Below are 14,159 nucleotides of genomic sequence, written 5' to 3'. Positions count from 1 at the left end.
ATGATTTTAGGTAAACGATTAGCCACAATTATTTTGAGGCTAACTGACAGGGGAACCCGATCACCAGCGAGCGGGTTTTTCCGCGTTGAGGTTGTCCAGAATGGACTTAAGTGAGGTGCCATCCGGGAAGATGAGATTGGGGGCGACTTCATAGAGCGGCCAGAGCATAAACCCGCGATTTTTCATATCGTAATGCGGAACGGTGAGACGTTCAGTGTTAATCGTCTCGTGACCAAACAGCATAATGTCGAGGTCCAGCGTGCGCGGTCCCCAGCGTTCGGCTTTGCGTACGCGGCCCTGCTGCAGTTCGATGCGCTGGGTATTGTCCAGCAGTGTTTCGGCATCAAGGGCAGTTTCAAGTACCACGGCGGCGTTGAGGTAATCGGGCTGATCCTGCGGCCCCAGCGGCGGCGTGCGGTAGAACGAGGAGACCGCCACGATCTTGCTTTGCGGAATCTCGCCCAGCGCCTGTACGGCAGCATTCACCTGCTCCAGCGGAGAGGCTAAATTGCTGCCGATGGCGATATACGCGAGGGTCATGCTGTCCCTTCACGACGCGGCGCGCGTTTGCGCGGACGACGATGACGGCGACGCGGTTCCGGCTCTTCATCCAGCCCGGTAAGCATATCTTTCTGCTCCGGCGGGGCGGAGACCTGGAATTCAGCCCACCACTGCGCCAGACGCTGCAGCTCCTGGTTGCGTTCAATTTCCGCACGCAGCGACAGGAGATCGAAGGCAGCGCGGAATTTAGGATGCTCCATCAGCTTCCAGGCGCGTTTGCCCTGACGACGGGACATGCGCAGCTGAAGCTGCCAGATGTCGCGCACCAGGGTGGTAATACGTTTCGGAATGGCGAGTGTGCGGCAGCCTTCGTCCAGCACGTCGTTGGCAGCCAGCGCGAACGCATCGTAATAGGCGAGCCCGCTCTCCTGGGTAATACGCTGTGCCGTTTCCAGCAGCGGATACCAGAACATTGCGGCAAACAGGAACGCCGGGTTCACGCGCATGTCGTTGCGAATGCGGGTATCGGTATTTTTCAGCACCTGCGCAATCATCCGCTCCATTGGGCTGTCACCGTTTTCGGTGAAGTAGCGGGTAATGGTCGGGAACAGCGGCTGGAACAGGTTGTATTCGCGCAGCAGATTATAGGTTTCAAAGCCGTGGCCGGCCTGCAGCAGCTTCAGAGCCTCTTCAAACAGGCGAGCAGGCGGCACGTCGTTAATCAGCGTTGCCAGCCGCGGGATCGGCTCTGCCGTTTCCGGGCTGATGCGCATATCCAGCTTGGCGGCGAAACGCACGGCGCGCAGCATACGCACGGGATCTTCACGGTAGCGCGTTTCCGGCGTGCCGATCAGACGGATCAGACCTTCTTTCAGGTCCTGCATGCCGCCGACGTAATCGCGCACGGTGAAATCCGCCACGCTGTAATAAAGGCTATTGATGGTGAAGTCGCGACGCTGGGCATCTTCTTCGATGGATCCGAAGATATTGTCGCGCAGCAGCATACCGTTCTGGCCGCGCTGTGACGTAGTGCGATCGGACGCGCCCGCTTCGTGGTGGCCGCGGAAGGTCGCCACTTCGATAATTTCCGGCCCAAACATCACGTGAGCCAGACGGAAACGGCGGCCAACGAGACGACAGTTACGGAATAATTTGCGCACCTGCTCAGGCGTGGCGCTGGTCGTCACGTCGAAATCTTTTGGTTTTTTGCCCAGCAGTAAATCACGCACTCCACCGCCCACGAGATAGGCCTCGTAGCCCGCTTTATTCAGTCGATAGAGCACCTTGAGGGCATTTTCACTGATATCTTTGCGGGAAATAGTGTGCTGCTCACGCGGAATAACCGACATGTGTGGCTGTGCAATAGCATCGTTCGCCATGCTCTCTTCGCGGCTTAGCACTTTACGGCAAAAATTAGCGACTCGGGTAAAAATGGTACACCTCGTAGTGTGTTTTGTTATGAAAAAAGCGGCTAATCATAGCTCAGCGCAACGCATTTGAGAATGCTGGATTTTTGGCACTGCCGCGAGCGTCCAGTTGGCAACGGCCATTTTCAGCAGTTCGTCAATACGCAGATCCTGCCATTCGTTGGTTACATTCTGGTTGAGAAATCGCAGCGCGTCGATCAAAACAGGACGCGGATCGCCGTCTGGCAGGGCCGGGGCGTGGTTCTGCTTTGACAATTTAAAGCCCTGCGCATTGACCGCCAGCGGCAGATGAATGTAGTCCGGCGCCGTCCAGCCAAACTGGTGATACAGCGAGATTTGTCGAACGGTCGGCTCGACCAGATCCGCCCCGCGCACAATTTCCGTCACGCCCTGGAAATGATCGTCCACCACCACGGCCAGGTTATAGGCGAACAGGCCATCGCGACGGTGAATAATAAAATCCTCACGCGCCAGACGTTCATCGGCATGAATCTCACCGGAGAGTAAATCGGTAAAGCGCGTCACCGGGGAGCGCTGACTGATACGCACGGCGGCATTTTCCGGAGGAAGATTAAGCGTGCGGCAGTGGCCGTCATAGACGCCGCCTGCGCTCTGGATACGCGCGCGGGTGCAGGTGCAGTTATAGGAAAGTCCCTGTGCGCGAAGCCAGGCCAGACGTTCCCGATACGCCCCGTGACGTTTTGACTGCCACAGCACCTCGTCATCCCAGTGAAGACCGTAATGTTCCAGCTGACGCAGAATCGTCTCTGCAGCACCGGGAACTTCACGCGGAGGGTCAATATCTTCAATGCGGACGAGCCATTTTCCCTGGCGGGCGTGAGCCTGCAGGTAGCTGCCGAGCGCGGCAATTAATGAGCCGAAGTGTAATTCACCGGAAGGAGATGGCGCGAAGCGCCCAATATAGTGTGATTCAGACATATCAACAGTAACAAGGCGGGAGAGACTCCCGCCTTTAGAGTGTGTAAACAGCGCTGGTATTAACCGGCCATCTGTTTTTCGCGGATTTCGGCCAGCGTTTTACAGTCGATGCACAGATCGGCGGTTGGACGCGCTTCCAGGCGACGAATACCGATTTCAACACCGCAGGATTCGCAGTAGCCAAAATCTTCGTCTTCGACTTTTTTCAGCGTTTTCTCGATCTTTTTGATCAGTTTGCGTTCGCGGTCACGGTTACGCAGTTCGAGGCTGAACTCTTCTTCCTGAGCGGCACGGTCTACCGGATCCGGGAAGTTAGCAGCTTCATCCTGCATATGAGTAACGGTGCGATCGACTTCATCCCTGAGTTGATTACGCCATGCTTCAAGAATACGCTTGAAGTGCGACAGCTGGGCTTCGTTCATATACTCTTCGCCCGGCTTCTCTTGATACGGCTCCACCCCAGCGATGGCGAGAATACTCAGGGACGATGTTTTACGGTTTTGCCCTTCTTGCATGTTGCTTCTCCTTAACACGCACTATCGATCCCCGTGTTGGGGGAAAAATCAGGTCGCTATAAATAGCAGATGCTTTTCCGGATGGCAATTATCTAAACGTAACACTTGACAAGCCTGTGAGGAAAAGCGTATTTGCGCACGCGGCCAGAACACTTAATCGTCAATCGTCTAATCCCTTATAAGACAATGGGAAGAGAGGATCTCAGAGTCATATTATCGGCAGAAAGTTCCGCTTTATAAGCGAAAACCTCTACCCCCTGCTTTTGTGCCTCATTCAACAATTGCGCGTATTTAGGATCAATATGGCGGGCAGGGGAGAAACGTTCAATGGCTGAATGCAACACCGCAAACAGCAATACGGCGCGTTTGCCCGCCGCCGCAACACTCATTAGCTCTCGCAGATGCTTCTGGCCACGTAGCGTTACCGCATCCGGGAAGTAGCCATTTTCCTGCTCCGCTAACGTCACTGATTTCACTTCAATATAGCACTCCGGCCTGTCTTCCGCCTGTAACATGAAGTCAATTCTGCTGCTTTCATCGCCATATTTCACTTCACTTTTATGCGTACCATAACCGACCAGTTCAGGAATGGTGCCATGGGTCAGCGCTTCCTTAACCAGTTGATTTGCGCGCAGGGTGTTAACGCAAATAAATGCCCCATTTTGGGTTTCGGTCATTTCCCAGGTATGGGCATATTTGCGTTTAGTATTTTCTGATGTGGAATACCAGACCCTGTCACCCGGCGTCGCACAGCCCGTCATGGCACCGGTATTGGGACAGTGCAGGGTGAGCTGTATCCCTTCGGGGGTGATCACGTCGGCGAGGAAGCGTTTGTAGCGTTGGATAAGCGTAGCGTGCTGCAGGGGAGGACTAAACTTCATCAGAATTCCTTTCGGTGTTGCCCAGCGTCCAGCGCTGTAGCGGCGTATAGCGGGTGCGTCCCTGTGCAAAGACGGATTCGTAAAGCGCGAATCCGTTGACCGGAAAAGCCCAGTGAAAACCCGGCGGCGGGATGGCAACGGCCTGACCGGCATCGCGCAGCAGCGTGATATGTGGATGAAACGGCTGCGGGCTCTGATAACAGCCGCTGCGCGCCGCCTGCGCGCGCAGCATGTTCGCAAGCTGCAATAATCCGCGCGGTGGCTGGCGCGTGCCCAGCCAGACCACGCGCGAACGCAGCCACTGACCCGCATCGTCGAGGTGCAGCGTAAATTCCGGCTGGGCAATACGCCCGGCCATTGCGGCTAACGCCCGCTGCTTTTCGGCACTGACGTCGCCCAAAAAGGCCAGCGTCAGGTGCAGGTTAGCCGCCGCGACAGGGCGACCGGCTTCCGGCGGGAAGCGTTCGGCGCGCCAGCGAACAATTTGACGCTGTATCGCGGTGGGCAATTCAATGGCAAAAAACAGCCGTTTGGACTCAGGCATACGGAGGACTCGGTAATGATATGCGCCGATGCTACAATGTACGCCGACTAATGTTAACCCTCTGGAGCTGTTAGTGTCCTCATTGCCGGTCGCCGTCGTTCTTCCTGAGCTTCTCGCTGCCTTACATCATGCCCCGCAGGTTTTGCTGAATGCCCCGACGGGTGCGGGGAAGTCCACCTGGCTGCCGCTGCAGATTCTGAAAGACGGGAACATCAGCGGGAAAATTATCCTGCTGGAGCCGCGCAGGCTGGCCGCGCGCAACGTGGCGCAGCGTCTGGCGGAACTGCTGAATGAAAAACCGGGCGAAACGGTAGGTTACCGGATGCGCGCCGAGACCTGCGTGGGGCCGAGCACGCGCCTCGAAGTGGTCACCGAGGGTATTCTCACCCGCATGCTGCAAAACGATCCGGAGCTCACCGGCGTCGGGCTGGTGATCCTGGATGAATTCCACGAGCGTAGCCTGCAGGCGGATCTGGCCCTCGCGCTGTTGCTGGACGTTCAGCAGGGACTGCGTGACGATCTCCGGCTGCTGATTATGTCGGCCACGCTGGATAACGAGCGGCTACGGCAGGCGCTACCCGATGCACCGGTCATCAGCTCTGAAGGGCGGGCGTTTCCGGTAGAACGCCGCTATCAACCGCTTCCCTCCCACCAGCGTTTTGACGAGGCGGTCGCCATTGCCACCGCTGAGCTGCTGCGCCAGGAGCCCGGTTCCCTGCTGCTGTTTTTGCCGGGTGTCGGTGAGATCCAGCGCGTGCAGGAACAGCTTTCTACCCGCGTAGCCGGTGATGTGCTGCTTTGCCCGCTCTACGGCGCGCTGTCGCTCCAGGATCAGCGTAAAGCCATCCTTCCGGCCCCGGTGGGGCAGCGCAAGGTGGTGCTGGCAACCAACATTGCTGAAACCAGTTTGACCATTGAAGGGATTCGCCTGGTGGTGGATAGCGCCCAGGAGAGGGTGGCAAGCTTTGACCCGCGTACCGGGCTGACTAAACTTCTGACGCAACGCATTAGCCAGGCGTCGATGATGCAGCGCGCGGGCCGCGCGGGGCGTCTTGAGCCGGGTATCTGCCTGCATTTGACCAGCGCGGAACAGGCTGAACGCGCTGCACAGCAAAGCACGCCGGAAATTTTACAAAGTGATTTGTCGGGCCTGGTGATGGATCTGCTTCAGTGGGGCTGTCCGGATCCTGGACAGCTTACCTGGCTTGATTCTCCGCCTGCCGTGAATCTCGCCGCTGCGCGCAATCTGCTGACCCAGCTTTGCGCGCTGGAAGGCGAACGTCTGACGGCGCGCGGCCAGAAAATGGCGGCACTGGGCAACGATCCGCGTCTGGCCGCGATGCTGGCGGCCGCGCAGGGGGACGATGAAATTGCCACGGCGGCCAAACTGGCGGCTATTCTTGAGGAGCCGCCGCGCGGTGGCAGCAGCGATCTGGGGCAGGCGTTTTCGCGCAGTCAGGGGAACTGGCAGCAGCGGGCGCAGCAGCTCGGTAAACGGCTTAACAGCCGCGGCGGCGTACCGGACAGTGAGAGCATTCCCCGGCTGCTGGCGCAGGCCTTCCCGGACAGGATTGCGCGTCGGCGCGGGCTGGACGGTCGCTACCAGCTGGCAAACGGCATGGGAGCGATGCTGGACAGTGATGATGCCCTGACGCGTCACGAGTGGCTGATTGCGCCGCTCCTGCTGCAGGGGAGTCACTCCCCGGATGCGCGTATCCTGCAGGCGATAGCCATAGATATTGACGCCCTGACCCGTACCTGTCCGCAGCTGCTTCAGCAATCGGACATCGTTGAGTGGGATGATGCCCAGGGTACGCTGAAGGCGTTTCGGCGTAGCCAGATTGGTAAACTGACCCTCGGGACGAAGCCGTTGGCGAAGCCGTCGGAAGAAGAGCTTCATCAGGCTATGCTGAACGGCATTCGGGAAAAAGGATTAGGCGGGCTGAACTGGTCACCAGAGGCTGAACAGTATCGTCTTCGCCTGCATTGTGCTGCACGTTGGCTGCCGGAGTATGACTGGCCCGCAGTCGATGATGAGACATTGCTGGGCTCTCTGGAGCGCTGGCTGCTGCCGCAAATGCACGGTGTTCACTCGCTTCGGGCGCTGAAAGCCCTTGATGTTAAGGTCGCGTTACAGAATTTACTGGACTGGTCATTACGTCAACGTCTGGATAGTGAACTGCCAGGGCATTACACTGTGCCCACCGGAAGCCGGATTGCCATCCGTTATCATGAGGATAATCCGCCGGCGCTGGCGGTTCGGATGCAGGAGATGTTTGGTGAGGCCACCACGCCGTCCATTGCGGAAGGGCGTGTGCCGTTAGTGCTTGAGCTGCTGTCGCCTGCGCATCGTCCATTACAAATCACTCGAGATTTGGGGGCGTTCTGGGCGGGAAGCTACCGTGAAGTGCAAAAAGAGATGAAGGGGCGATACCCCAAACATGTCTGGCCGGACGATCCGGCGAATACGGCGCCGACGAGGCGGACGAAGAAATATTCCTGAAAGGGATGTGCGGCCTGATGCCCTCACCCCAACTCTCTCCCACAGGGAGAGGGAGAAAACAAATTTTGAGAGATTTCTTCTTTCACAGGCCTGTGAAAGAAAAGAAAATCTGGCCTTTGCGCCTGAAAGTTGCGGAGAAAAAGCATGGCGGGGAATGACCGCGAGCCAATAGGACGTAAGGGAAAACCAACGCGTCCGGCGAAAGAAAAGGTAAGCCGTCGTCGCCTCAGAGATGAGGACTATGACGATGACTATGAAGACGATTATGAGGATGAAGAACCGATGCCGCGTAATGGAAAAGGCAAAGGGCGTAAGCCTCGGGGCAAGCGCGGCTGGTTCTGGCTGCTGCTGAAGCTGTTCATTGTTTTTGTCGTCCTGATGGCGATTTACGGCGTGTATCTGGATCAGAAGATCCGCAGCCGTATCGACGGTAAAGTCTGGCAGTTACCTGCGGCAGTATATGGCCGTATGGTGAACCTTGAGCCAGATATGTCCATCACGAAGAACGAGATGGTTAAACTGCTCGAAGCCACCCAGTATCGTCAGGTGTCAAAAATGACGCGGCCTGGCGAATTTACCGTGCAGTCCAACAGCATTGAGATGATCCGTCGTCCGTTTGATTTCCCGGACAGCAAAGAGGGGCAGGTGCGCGCGCGTCTGACCTTTGACGGCGATCGTCTGGATACCATCGAGAACATGGATAACAACCGTCAGTTTGGTTTCTTCCGTCTCGATCCGCGTCTGATCACCATGCTTTCGTCAGCAAACGGCGAGCAGCGCCTGTTCGTGGCGCGTAACGGCTTCCCGGATCTGCTGGTCGATACCCTGCTGGCAACCGAAGACCGCCACTTCTACGAGCATGATGGCATCAGCCTCTACTCGATTGGTCGTGCGGTGTTGGCTAACCTGACTGCCGGCCGTACCGTACAGGGCGCGAGTACGCTGACCCAGCAGCTGGTGAAGAACCTGTTCCTCTCCAGCGAACGTTCTTACTGGCGTAAAGCGAACGAAGCCTACATGGCCGTGCTGATGGATGCGCGCTACAGCAAGGATCGCATCCTTGAGCTGTACATGAACGAGGTGTATCTCGGTCAGAGCGGCGATAACGAAATCCGCGGCTTCCCGCTGGCGAGCCTGTACTACTTTGGTCGTCCGGTGGAGGAGCTGAGCCTGGATCAGCAGGCGCTGCTGGTGGGCATGGTGAAAGGGGCGTCCATCTATAACCCGTGGCGTAACCCGAAACTGGCGCTGGAGCGTCGTAACCTGGTGCTGCGTCTGCTGCAACAACAGCAGGTGATTGATCAGGAGCTGTACGACATGCTGAGCGCACGTCCGCTTGGCGTTCAGCCGCGCGGCGGTGTGATTTCGCCTCAGCCTGCGTTTATGCAGCTGGTGCGTCAGGAGCTGCAAAGCAAGCTTGGCGATAAGGTCAAAGATCTCTCCGGCGTGAAGATCTTCACCACCTTTGACTCCGTGGCGCAGGATGCGGCAGAAAAAGCGGCGGTGGAAGGCATTCCTGCGCTGAAGAAACAGCGTAAGCTCTCCGATCTTGAAACCGCGATGGTAGTGGTTGATCGCAACTCCGGCGAAGTGCGTGCGATGGTGGGCGGTGCCGAGCCGCAGTTTGCAGGCTACAACCGTGCCATGCAGGCGCGTCGCTCGATCGGTTCTCTGGCAAAACCGGCGACCTATCTCACTGCCCTGAGTCAGCCAAACCAGTATCGTCTGAATACCTGGATTGCGGATGCGCCTATCTCCCTGCGCCAGCCTAACGGCCAGGTGTGGTCACCGCAGAACGATGATAAACAGTTCAGCGGTCAGGTGATGCTGGTGGATGCGTTAACGCGTTCCATGAACGTACCAACCGTTAACCTGGGCATGTCGCTGGGACTGCCAGCGATTGTCGACACCTGGCAAAAACTGGGCGTATCGAAAGATCAGCTGCACCCGGTGCCGGCAATGATCCTCGGCGCGCTTAACCTGACGCCGATCGAAGTCGCCCAGGCTTTCCAGACCATTGCCAGCGGGGGTAACCGCGCACCGCTGTCTGCCCTGCGTTCGGTGATTGCCGAAGATGGCTCCGTGCTGTATCAGAGCTTCCCGCAGGCAGAGCGTGCCGTTCCTGCTCAGGCCGCCTACATGACGCTGTGGACCATGCAGCAGGTGGTGCAGCGTGGTACCGGGCGTCAGCTGGGGGCGAAGTATCCGGGTCTGCATCTGGCGGGTAAAACCGGGACCACCAACAACAACGTTGATACCTGGTTTGCCGGTATTGATGGCCGCGAAGTGGTGATCACCTGGGTAGGCCGCGACAACAACCAGCCGACCAAACTGTACGGGGCGAGCGGGGCGATGTCGATTTACCAGCGCTATCTGGCCAATCAGTCACCGGTGCCGCTGAACCTCGTTGCACCGGAAGATATCGTGGATATGGGCGTGGACAGCTCCGGTAACTTTGTCTGCGGTGGCGGAATGCGTACCCTGCCGGTCTGGACAACCAACCCGGATTCCCTGTGCCAGCAGAGCCAGCCTGAACAGCCGACGGGCAACCCGTTCGATCAGTCTTCTCAGCCACAGCAGCCGCAGCAGCAACAGCCGCAGCAGCAGAATGAGAAGAAAGACAGCGATGGCGTAGCCGGCTGGATTAAGGACATGTTTGGCGGAAACTGATTAGTTTCCTGAATAAAAAAGCCGCTTAGTGATAAGCGGCTTTTTTTGTCTTAACATTTATTCTTATTTTAATTTTAGTAAATGTCTAATTAAGAATTATTAATGCGTGATTTTTCTTTTTTTAATCAGTGCGTTGGTATCACTTTAAACTATTTTATTCGCCATCCTGCTGGACACGGTAAAGATTAATCTGATGTAATTAAGTTCGTGAATTTCACTTTCCTCATGGGATGTTCTTATTAATGGTTTTTCGGGGCTAAGTGACGTCCAATTTTAAATGGCATTCTGGCGAAAAGTATTTTTCCCAGGAATGGATTCCATTATAAACATATATAAGGATGTTGTTATGAATAAGATAATTATTTCTTCTTTATTGGCCGGAAGCATTATGGCGGCTTTGTCGCTGCCGGTCTTTGCAGCGAATGATTCAGGTACGGTAAATTTCGCCGGAAAAATTGTGGCGGATACCTGCGAGATCAATGTTGATGGTACGGGGACCAATGAATCCACCGTCACATTCGCAGATACTTATCCTTCAGACTTTGGCATCGACGGTCAGGTCGGGACGTCTAAAGCTTTTAAGATTGAAGTAAAAAAATGTGACCCGCTGGTCGCCAAACTGAACCTCAAGTTCAGCGGCACAACGACAGACGCCGCGTACAAGCGTTTGAAGAACGATCTCTCCGGCGCAGGCAACGCCACTAACGTTGGCATCATTGTCAGCAACGACAACGGCTCCAAAGGCGATGTGGTCTTCGACGGTTCAGTACCGGATGCGGGCACCGACGTGGCTAACGATCCGACCGGCGCAGCGGCTTCTGTCTTTAACTACACCGCGAAAGTGATTCAGGTCGGTGATGCCGCGCCAACCGCGGGTCATTACTCCTCCTCAGCCACATTTGAGGTTGTCTATCGCTAAGCAATTATTGGCAGCCTGAACGGCTGCCTCCTGGAACGCTGTATGAAGACGTTATTTAAATTGTTATGTGGTTGTTTAATTATCTCTTGCTTTTCAGTGCAGGCAAGCGTTGTTCTCGGTGGTACGCGAATTATTTATCCATCGAATAAATCTGAAGTACAAATCGCACTTAAAAATAAAGATCCTCATACGCGTTATCTGGTGCAAAGCTGGGTCAGTTATCCCAATGATGCAAAGGCTCCCTTTATTATTACGCCGCCTGTCTATAAGTTGCAGGAAAATCGTCAGACGCTATTACACGTTATTTTTACCGGCGATAAAAACAGCCTGCCGGCAGACCGCGAATCACTTTTTCTGGCGAATGTGAAATCCGTCTCTGCTCTGTCGCGCGATCTGAAAGAGAAAAACACGCTGCAGTTCGCGATGAAAACGCGCCTGAAGCTTTTCTGGCGTCCTGCTCAACTGAAGGAAACCGATGCCCTGGGAGCCTATGAAAAAATCACGTTCCATCGTCAGGGTGAGACGCTAATTGCAAACAACCCCACCCCTTTTTACGTCTCTTTTGGCGAACTGGCCGTTGGCGGGAAAAATGTACCGGTGAAAGAGACCAAAACCACGCCGGGTGCCATTTCAATGATGGTTGCACCGTTTAGCAAGCAGAGTTTCGCGCTACCAAAAGCGGCAAATGGCGCGGTGACCTGGACGGCTATTAATGATTTCGGCGCCCAGACTCCTCTACGCAAGCAGGCTCTTTAAATCGATCATGTTGGTAAGTTATGTCGTCATCTTTACTTCACAAACAGGTACTGTCCGGGATCGCGCTGGCGCTGCTCGCCGCGATCCAGCCTGCAAGTGCGGATGACGAATTCAACCTGCGGATCCTTGAACTGGATACCCCTCTCGAAAATACCTCCACGCTCAAAAAATTCATCAATGATAATGGCTTACTTGCGGGGAGCTACCCCACGACGATTATGTGGGATCGGGACGTGCTGGATACACGTACGCTCACCTATGTGCTTTCTGACGACAAACAGCATCTGCTGCCGGAGCTGACCAAAGCGGACCTGCGCGAATACGGCGTGAAAGTTGACACGATCCCTGACTTAAAGGGTCTGGACGACGAGGCTTACGTTCGGGACATCTCTCATTTCATTGAAAATGCACGCTACGATTACGATCAGGATAACCAGACCCTGAAGCTGGTCATTCCGCAGATCTATCGCGATCGCGCCGCCGCCGGAGCGATTAACCCGAAATTCTGGGATGACGGCGCGCCTGCCGCCTGGACAAGCTATCAGCTCAGCGGCTCTCAGCAACACTATAGTTCGGGCAAAGCCTCTTCAACCTGGCTGGGTCTGGAGTCGGGGATGAATCTTGGCGCGTGGCGACTGCGTAATAACAGCACCTGGAGCGATGCTTCCGGCTGGGAGGCTATCGCCAGCACTTTACAGCGTGACATCAAAGCGTTGAAAAGCCAGCTTGAGATGGGGCAGACGTATACCAATGGCGAGCTTTTTGACAGCGTCCAGATGACCGGCGTGAAGCTGGAAACGGACACCGCTATGCTGCCCGTCAGCCAGCAAGGCTTTGCGCCCGTTGTGCGAGGTATTGCGAATAGCGACGCGAAAGTCACCATCAAGCAAAACGGCTATACCATCTATCAGACAAACGTCTCGCCAGGGCCTTTTGAGATCCGCGACTTGAGCCAGGTGACTTCCGGAGCCGATCTGGAAGTGACCGTCGAAGAGGCGGATGGCAGCGAGCATAGCTTCATTCAGGCCAGCGCGTCGGTGCCGGTGTTACAGCGAGAAGGCGGTTTTAAGTACTCGCTGGCAGCAGGGCGCTATCGCGGTAATGAAGGTGAAGATGAACCCATCTTTGCGCAAGGTACGGCTATCTATGGTCTGCCTTACGGCGTCACGGCCTATACCGGCGCGCTGGGGGCGTCACTGTATCATGCGCTGCTGCTGGGGCTTGGTGCCGACCTGGGGCACTTCGGCTCCGCATCTGTCGACTTCACCGCCGCGCGTACCGCGTTTGATGACGGGCTTGACGATGCCAGCGGTTTATCGTGGCGGGCCCAGTACTCCAAAGATATCCCTGACACGGATACGACCGTCACGCTTGCCAGCTACCGCTACTCTACCTCGGGGTTTTATACCTTTCAGGAAGCTATCGATCGGCGTGACGGCGAGATCGATGACGGCATTTATACCTATCGCAGAACCAACAACCGCCGTAGCCGCATGCAGCTAAACCTTTCCCAGCGTATTTCAGACTGGGGCTCGGCTTATCTCAACGGCTATCAGCAGGATTACTGGGATATGGACGGCCATGAGCGCAGCGTCAGCGCGGGGCTGAGCTCCAGCTGGCGCAATATCACCTGGTCGATAAGCTACAACCTGACCCGCACCCCGGACGCCAATACCGACCGGCAGATGGCGTTGACGGTCAACATTCCGTTCTCAAAGTGGCTGCCTGACTCCTGGGCAACCTACAGCGCTAACACCGCCAGCGGTGGGTTTGTTTCACATCAGGTCGGGCTCGGCGGCACCGCGCTGGAGGACAATAAGCTGAGCTACAACCTCCAGCAGAGCTATGCCAATCAGAATACCGGCTACGGCGGCAGCCTGTCCGGGCGTTACCGTGGCGCTTCCGGTGAGGTCGGGATGAGCTACAGCTACAGCGGTGATAATAGACAGTGGAACTACAGCGCGCAGGGGTCGATCGTTGCCCACGAGCATGGCGTGACGCTGGGGCAACCCGTACGCGACGCTTTTGCCATTGTGCACATTAAGGATGGCGATAACATCAAAGTGCAAAACGGGCGCGGCATCTCTACAGACCGTTTTGGTAACGCCATAGTGCCCTCTATGACGGCCTATCGGCACAACGTCATCACCGTAAATACACAGGATCGGGAAGATATTGATATCGATGCGGCAACGCTCGATCTCGTGCCGACGAAAGGGGCGGCTCTGCACGCGACCTTCGATGCTCGCGTTGGACGACGCGCGCTGGTGACCTTGCTCTACGCAGGTAAGCCCGTTCCGTTTGGGGCTGTGGTAGCGCTGGAGAGTACCACCGCCATCGTCGGGGATGACGGTGAGGTTTACCTCACGGGGCTGTCCGGCAAAACAACGTTTAGCGTGCAGTGGGGGGAAGAACACGTTCATCAGTGTCATGGAGAGCTGGATCTTCCCTCCCAGGGCTCAGCAGGGATCGTGAAAGCCACGGTCAACTGTCATTAAAAGAGG

The 14,159-nt window shown here is 56.1% G+C and carries 11 protein-coding genes; 5 read left to right on the top strand and 6 right to left on the bottom strand.

Annotated features, from left to right (window positions below):
- Positions 1-60: 60 nt before the first annotated feature.
- From folK to thpR, 6 genes are all read right to left on the bottom strand, one after another.
- On the bottom strand, positions 61-540 hold the full coding sequence (gene folK / locus BM007_RS12445) for a 2-amino-4-hydroxy-6-hydroxymethyldihydropteridine diphosphokinase (protein WP_090419018.1): 480 nt from the start codon (positions 538-540) through the stop codon (positions 61-63).
- Positions 537-1,934 (bottom strand): polynucleotide adenylyltransferase PcnB, encoded by a 1,398-nt coding sequence (gene pcnB, locus BM007_RS12440; protein WP_073961632.1) that lies wholly within the window; start codon positions 1,932-1,934, stop codon positions 537-539. The genes folK and pcnB overlap by 4 nt, the downstream gene beginning before the upstream one ends.
- A 42-nt stretch (positions 1,935-1,976) precedes the next feature.
- Positions 1,977-2,867 carry a tRNA glutamyl-Q(34) synthetase GluQRS gene (gluQRS, locus tag BM007_RS12435; RefSeq protein WP_090419014.1) on the bottom strand — a complete coding sequence of 297 codons (891 nt, stop codon included), beginning with the start codon at positions 2,865-2,867 and terminating at the stop codon, positions 1,977-1,979.
- Positions 2,868-2,926: 59 nt separating this feature from the next.
- Positions 2,927-3,382: an RNA polymerase-binding protein DksA gene (dksA, locus tag BM007_RS12430; RefSeq protein ID WP_001155232.1), complete on the bottom strand. Its 456-nt coding sequence runs from the start codon at positions 3,380-3,382 to the stop codon at positions 2,927-2,929.
- A gap of 176 nt (positions 3,383-3,558) precedes the next feature.
- Positions 3,559-4,263 (bottom strand): DNA/RNA nuclease SfsA, encoded by a 705-nt coding sequence (gene sfsA / locus BM007_RS12420; RefSeq protein ID WP_024907500.1) that lies wholly within the window; start codon positions 4,261-4,263, stop codon positions 3,559-3,561.
- Positions 4,253-4,807, bottom strand: a complete 555-nt coding sequence (gene thpR / locus BM007_RS12415; RefSeq protein WP_090419011.1) for an RNA 2',3'-cyclic phosphodiesterase — start codon at positions 4,805-4,807, stop codon at positions 4,253-4,255. The genes sfsA and thpR overlap by 11 nt, the downstream gene beginning before the upstream one ends.
- 73 nt (positions 4,808-4,880) lie before the next feature.
- Here thpR and hrpB point away from each other — a divergent pair, with 73 nt between their 5' ends.
- From hrpB to BM007_RS12390, 5 genes are all read left to right on the top strand, one after another.
- On the top strand, positions 4,881-7,310 hold the full coding sequence (gene hrpB / locus BM007_RS12410; RefSeq protein WP_090419008.1) for an ATP-dependent helicase HrpB: 2,430 nt from the start codon (positions 4,881-4,883) through the stop codon (positions 7,308-7,310).
- 144 nt (positions 7,311-7,454) lie between these two features.
- Complete coding sequence (mrcB, locus tag BM007_RS12405; protein WP_024907503.1) at positions 7,455-9,980, top strand: bifunctional glycosyl transferase/transpeptidase; 2,526 nt, start codon at positions 7,455-7,457, stop codon at positions 9,978-9,980.
- Positions 9,981-10,326: 346 nt separating this feature from the next.
- Positions 10,327-10,899, top strand: coding sequence for a fimbrial protein (locus BM007_RS12400; protein ID WP_175557801.1), 573 nt, complete (start codon positions 10,327-10,329; stop codon positions 10,897-10,899).
- 42 nt (positions 10,900-10,941) lie between these two features.
- Complete coding sequence (locus tag BM007_RS12395; RefSeq protein ID WP_090419003.1) at positions 10,942-11,655, top strand: fimbrial biogenesis chaperone; 714 nt, start codon at positions 10,942-10,944, stop codon at positions 11,653-11,655.
- A gap of 20 nt (positions 11,656-11,675) precedes the next feature.
- A complete protein-coding gene (locus BM007_RS12390; protein WP_024907506.1) occupies positions 11,676-14,153 on the top strand; it encodes a fimbria/pilus outer membrane usher protein in 2,478 nt (825 codons plus the stop codon).
- Positions 14,154-14,159: the final 6 nt, after the last annotated feature.

It is taken from the genome of Enterobacter sp. NFIX59, assembly GCF_900113755.1.
GTDB classification, from domain to species: Bacteria; Pseudomonadota; Gammaproteobacteria; order Enterobacterales; family Enterobacteriaceae; genus Enterobacter; species Enterobacter pseudoroggenkampii.
Note: the sequence above shows the minus strand (reverse complement) of the source record. Positions and strands in the feature narration are given on the sequence as shown.

Excerpts from the sequence above, each read along its gene's own strand:
- folK (WP_090419018.1), bottom strand. The coding sequence starts at position 540 with ATGACCCTCGCGTATATCGCCATCGGCAGCAATTTAGCCTCTCCGCTG.
- gluQRS (WP_090419014.1), bottom strand. The coding sequence starts at position 2,867 with ATGTCTGAATCACACTATATTGGGCGCTTCGCGCCATCTCCTTCCGGT.
- dksA (WP_001155232.1), bottom strand. The coding sequence starts at position 3,382 with ATGCAAGAAGGGCAAAACCGTAAAACATCGTCCCTGAGTATTCTCGCC.
- sfsA (WP_024907500.1), bottom strand. The coding sequence starts at position 4,263 with ATGAAGTTTAGTCCTCCCCTGCAGCACGCTACGCTTATCCAACGCTAC.
- thpR (WP_090419011.1), bottom strand. The coding sequence starts at position 4,807 with ATGCCTGAGTCCAAACGGCTGTTTTTTGCCATTGAATTGCCCACCGCG.
- mrcB (WP_024907503.1), top strand. The coding sequence starts at position 7,455 with ATGGCGGGGAATGACCGCGAGCCAATAGGACGTAAGGGAAAACCAACG.
- BM007_RS12400 (WP_175557801.1), top strand. The coding sequence starts at position 10,327 with ATGAATAAGATAATTATTTCTTCTTTATTGGCCGGAAGCATTATGGCG.
- BM007_RS12395 (WP_090419003.1), top strand. The coding sequence starts at position 10,942 with ATGAAGACGTTATTTAAATTGTTATGTGGTTGTTTAATTATCTCTTGC.
- BM007_RS12390 (WP_024907506.1), top strand. The coding sequence starts at position 11,676 with ATGTCGTCATCTTTACTTCACAAACAGGTACTGTCCGGGATCGCGCTG.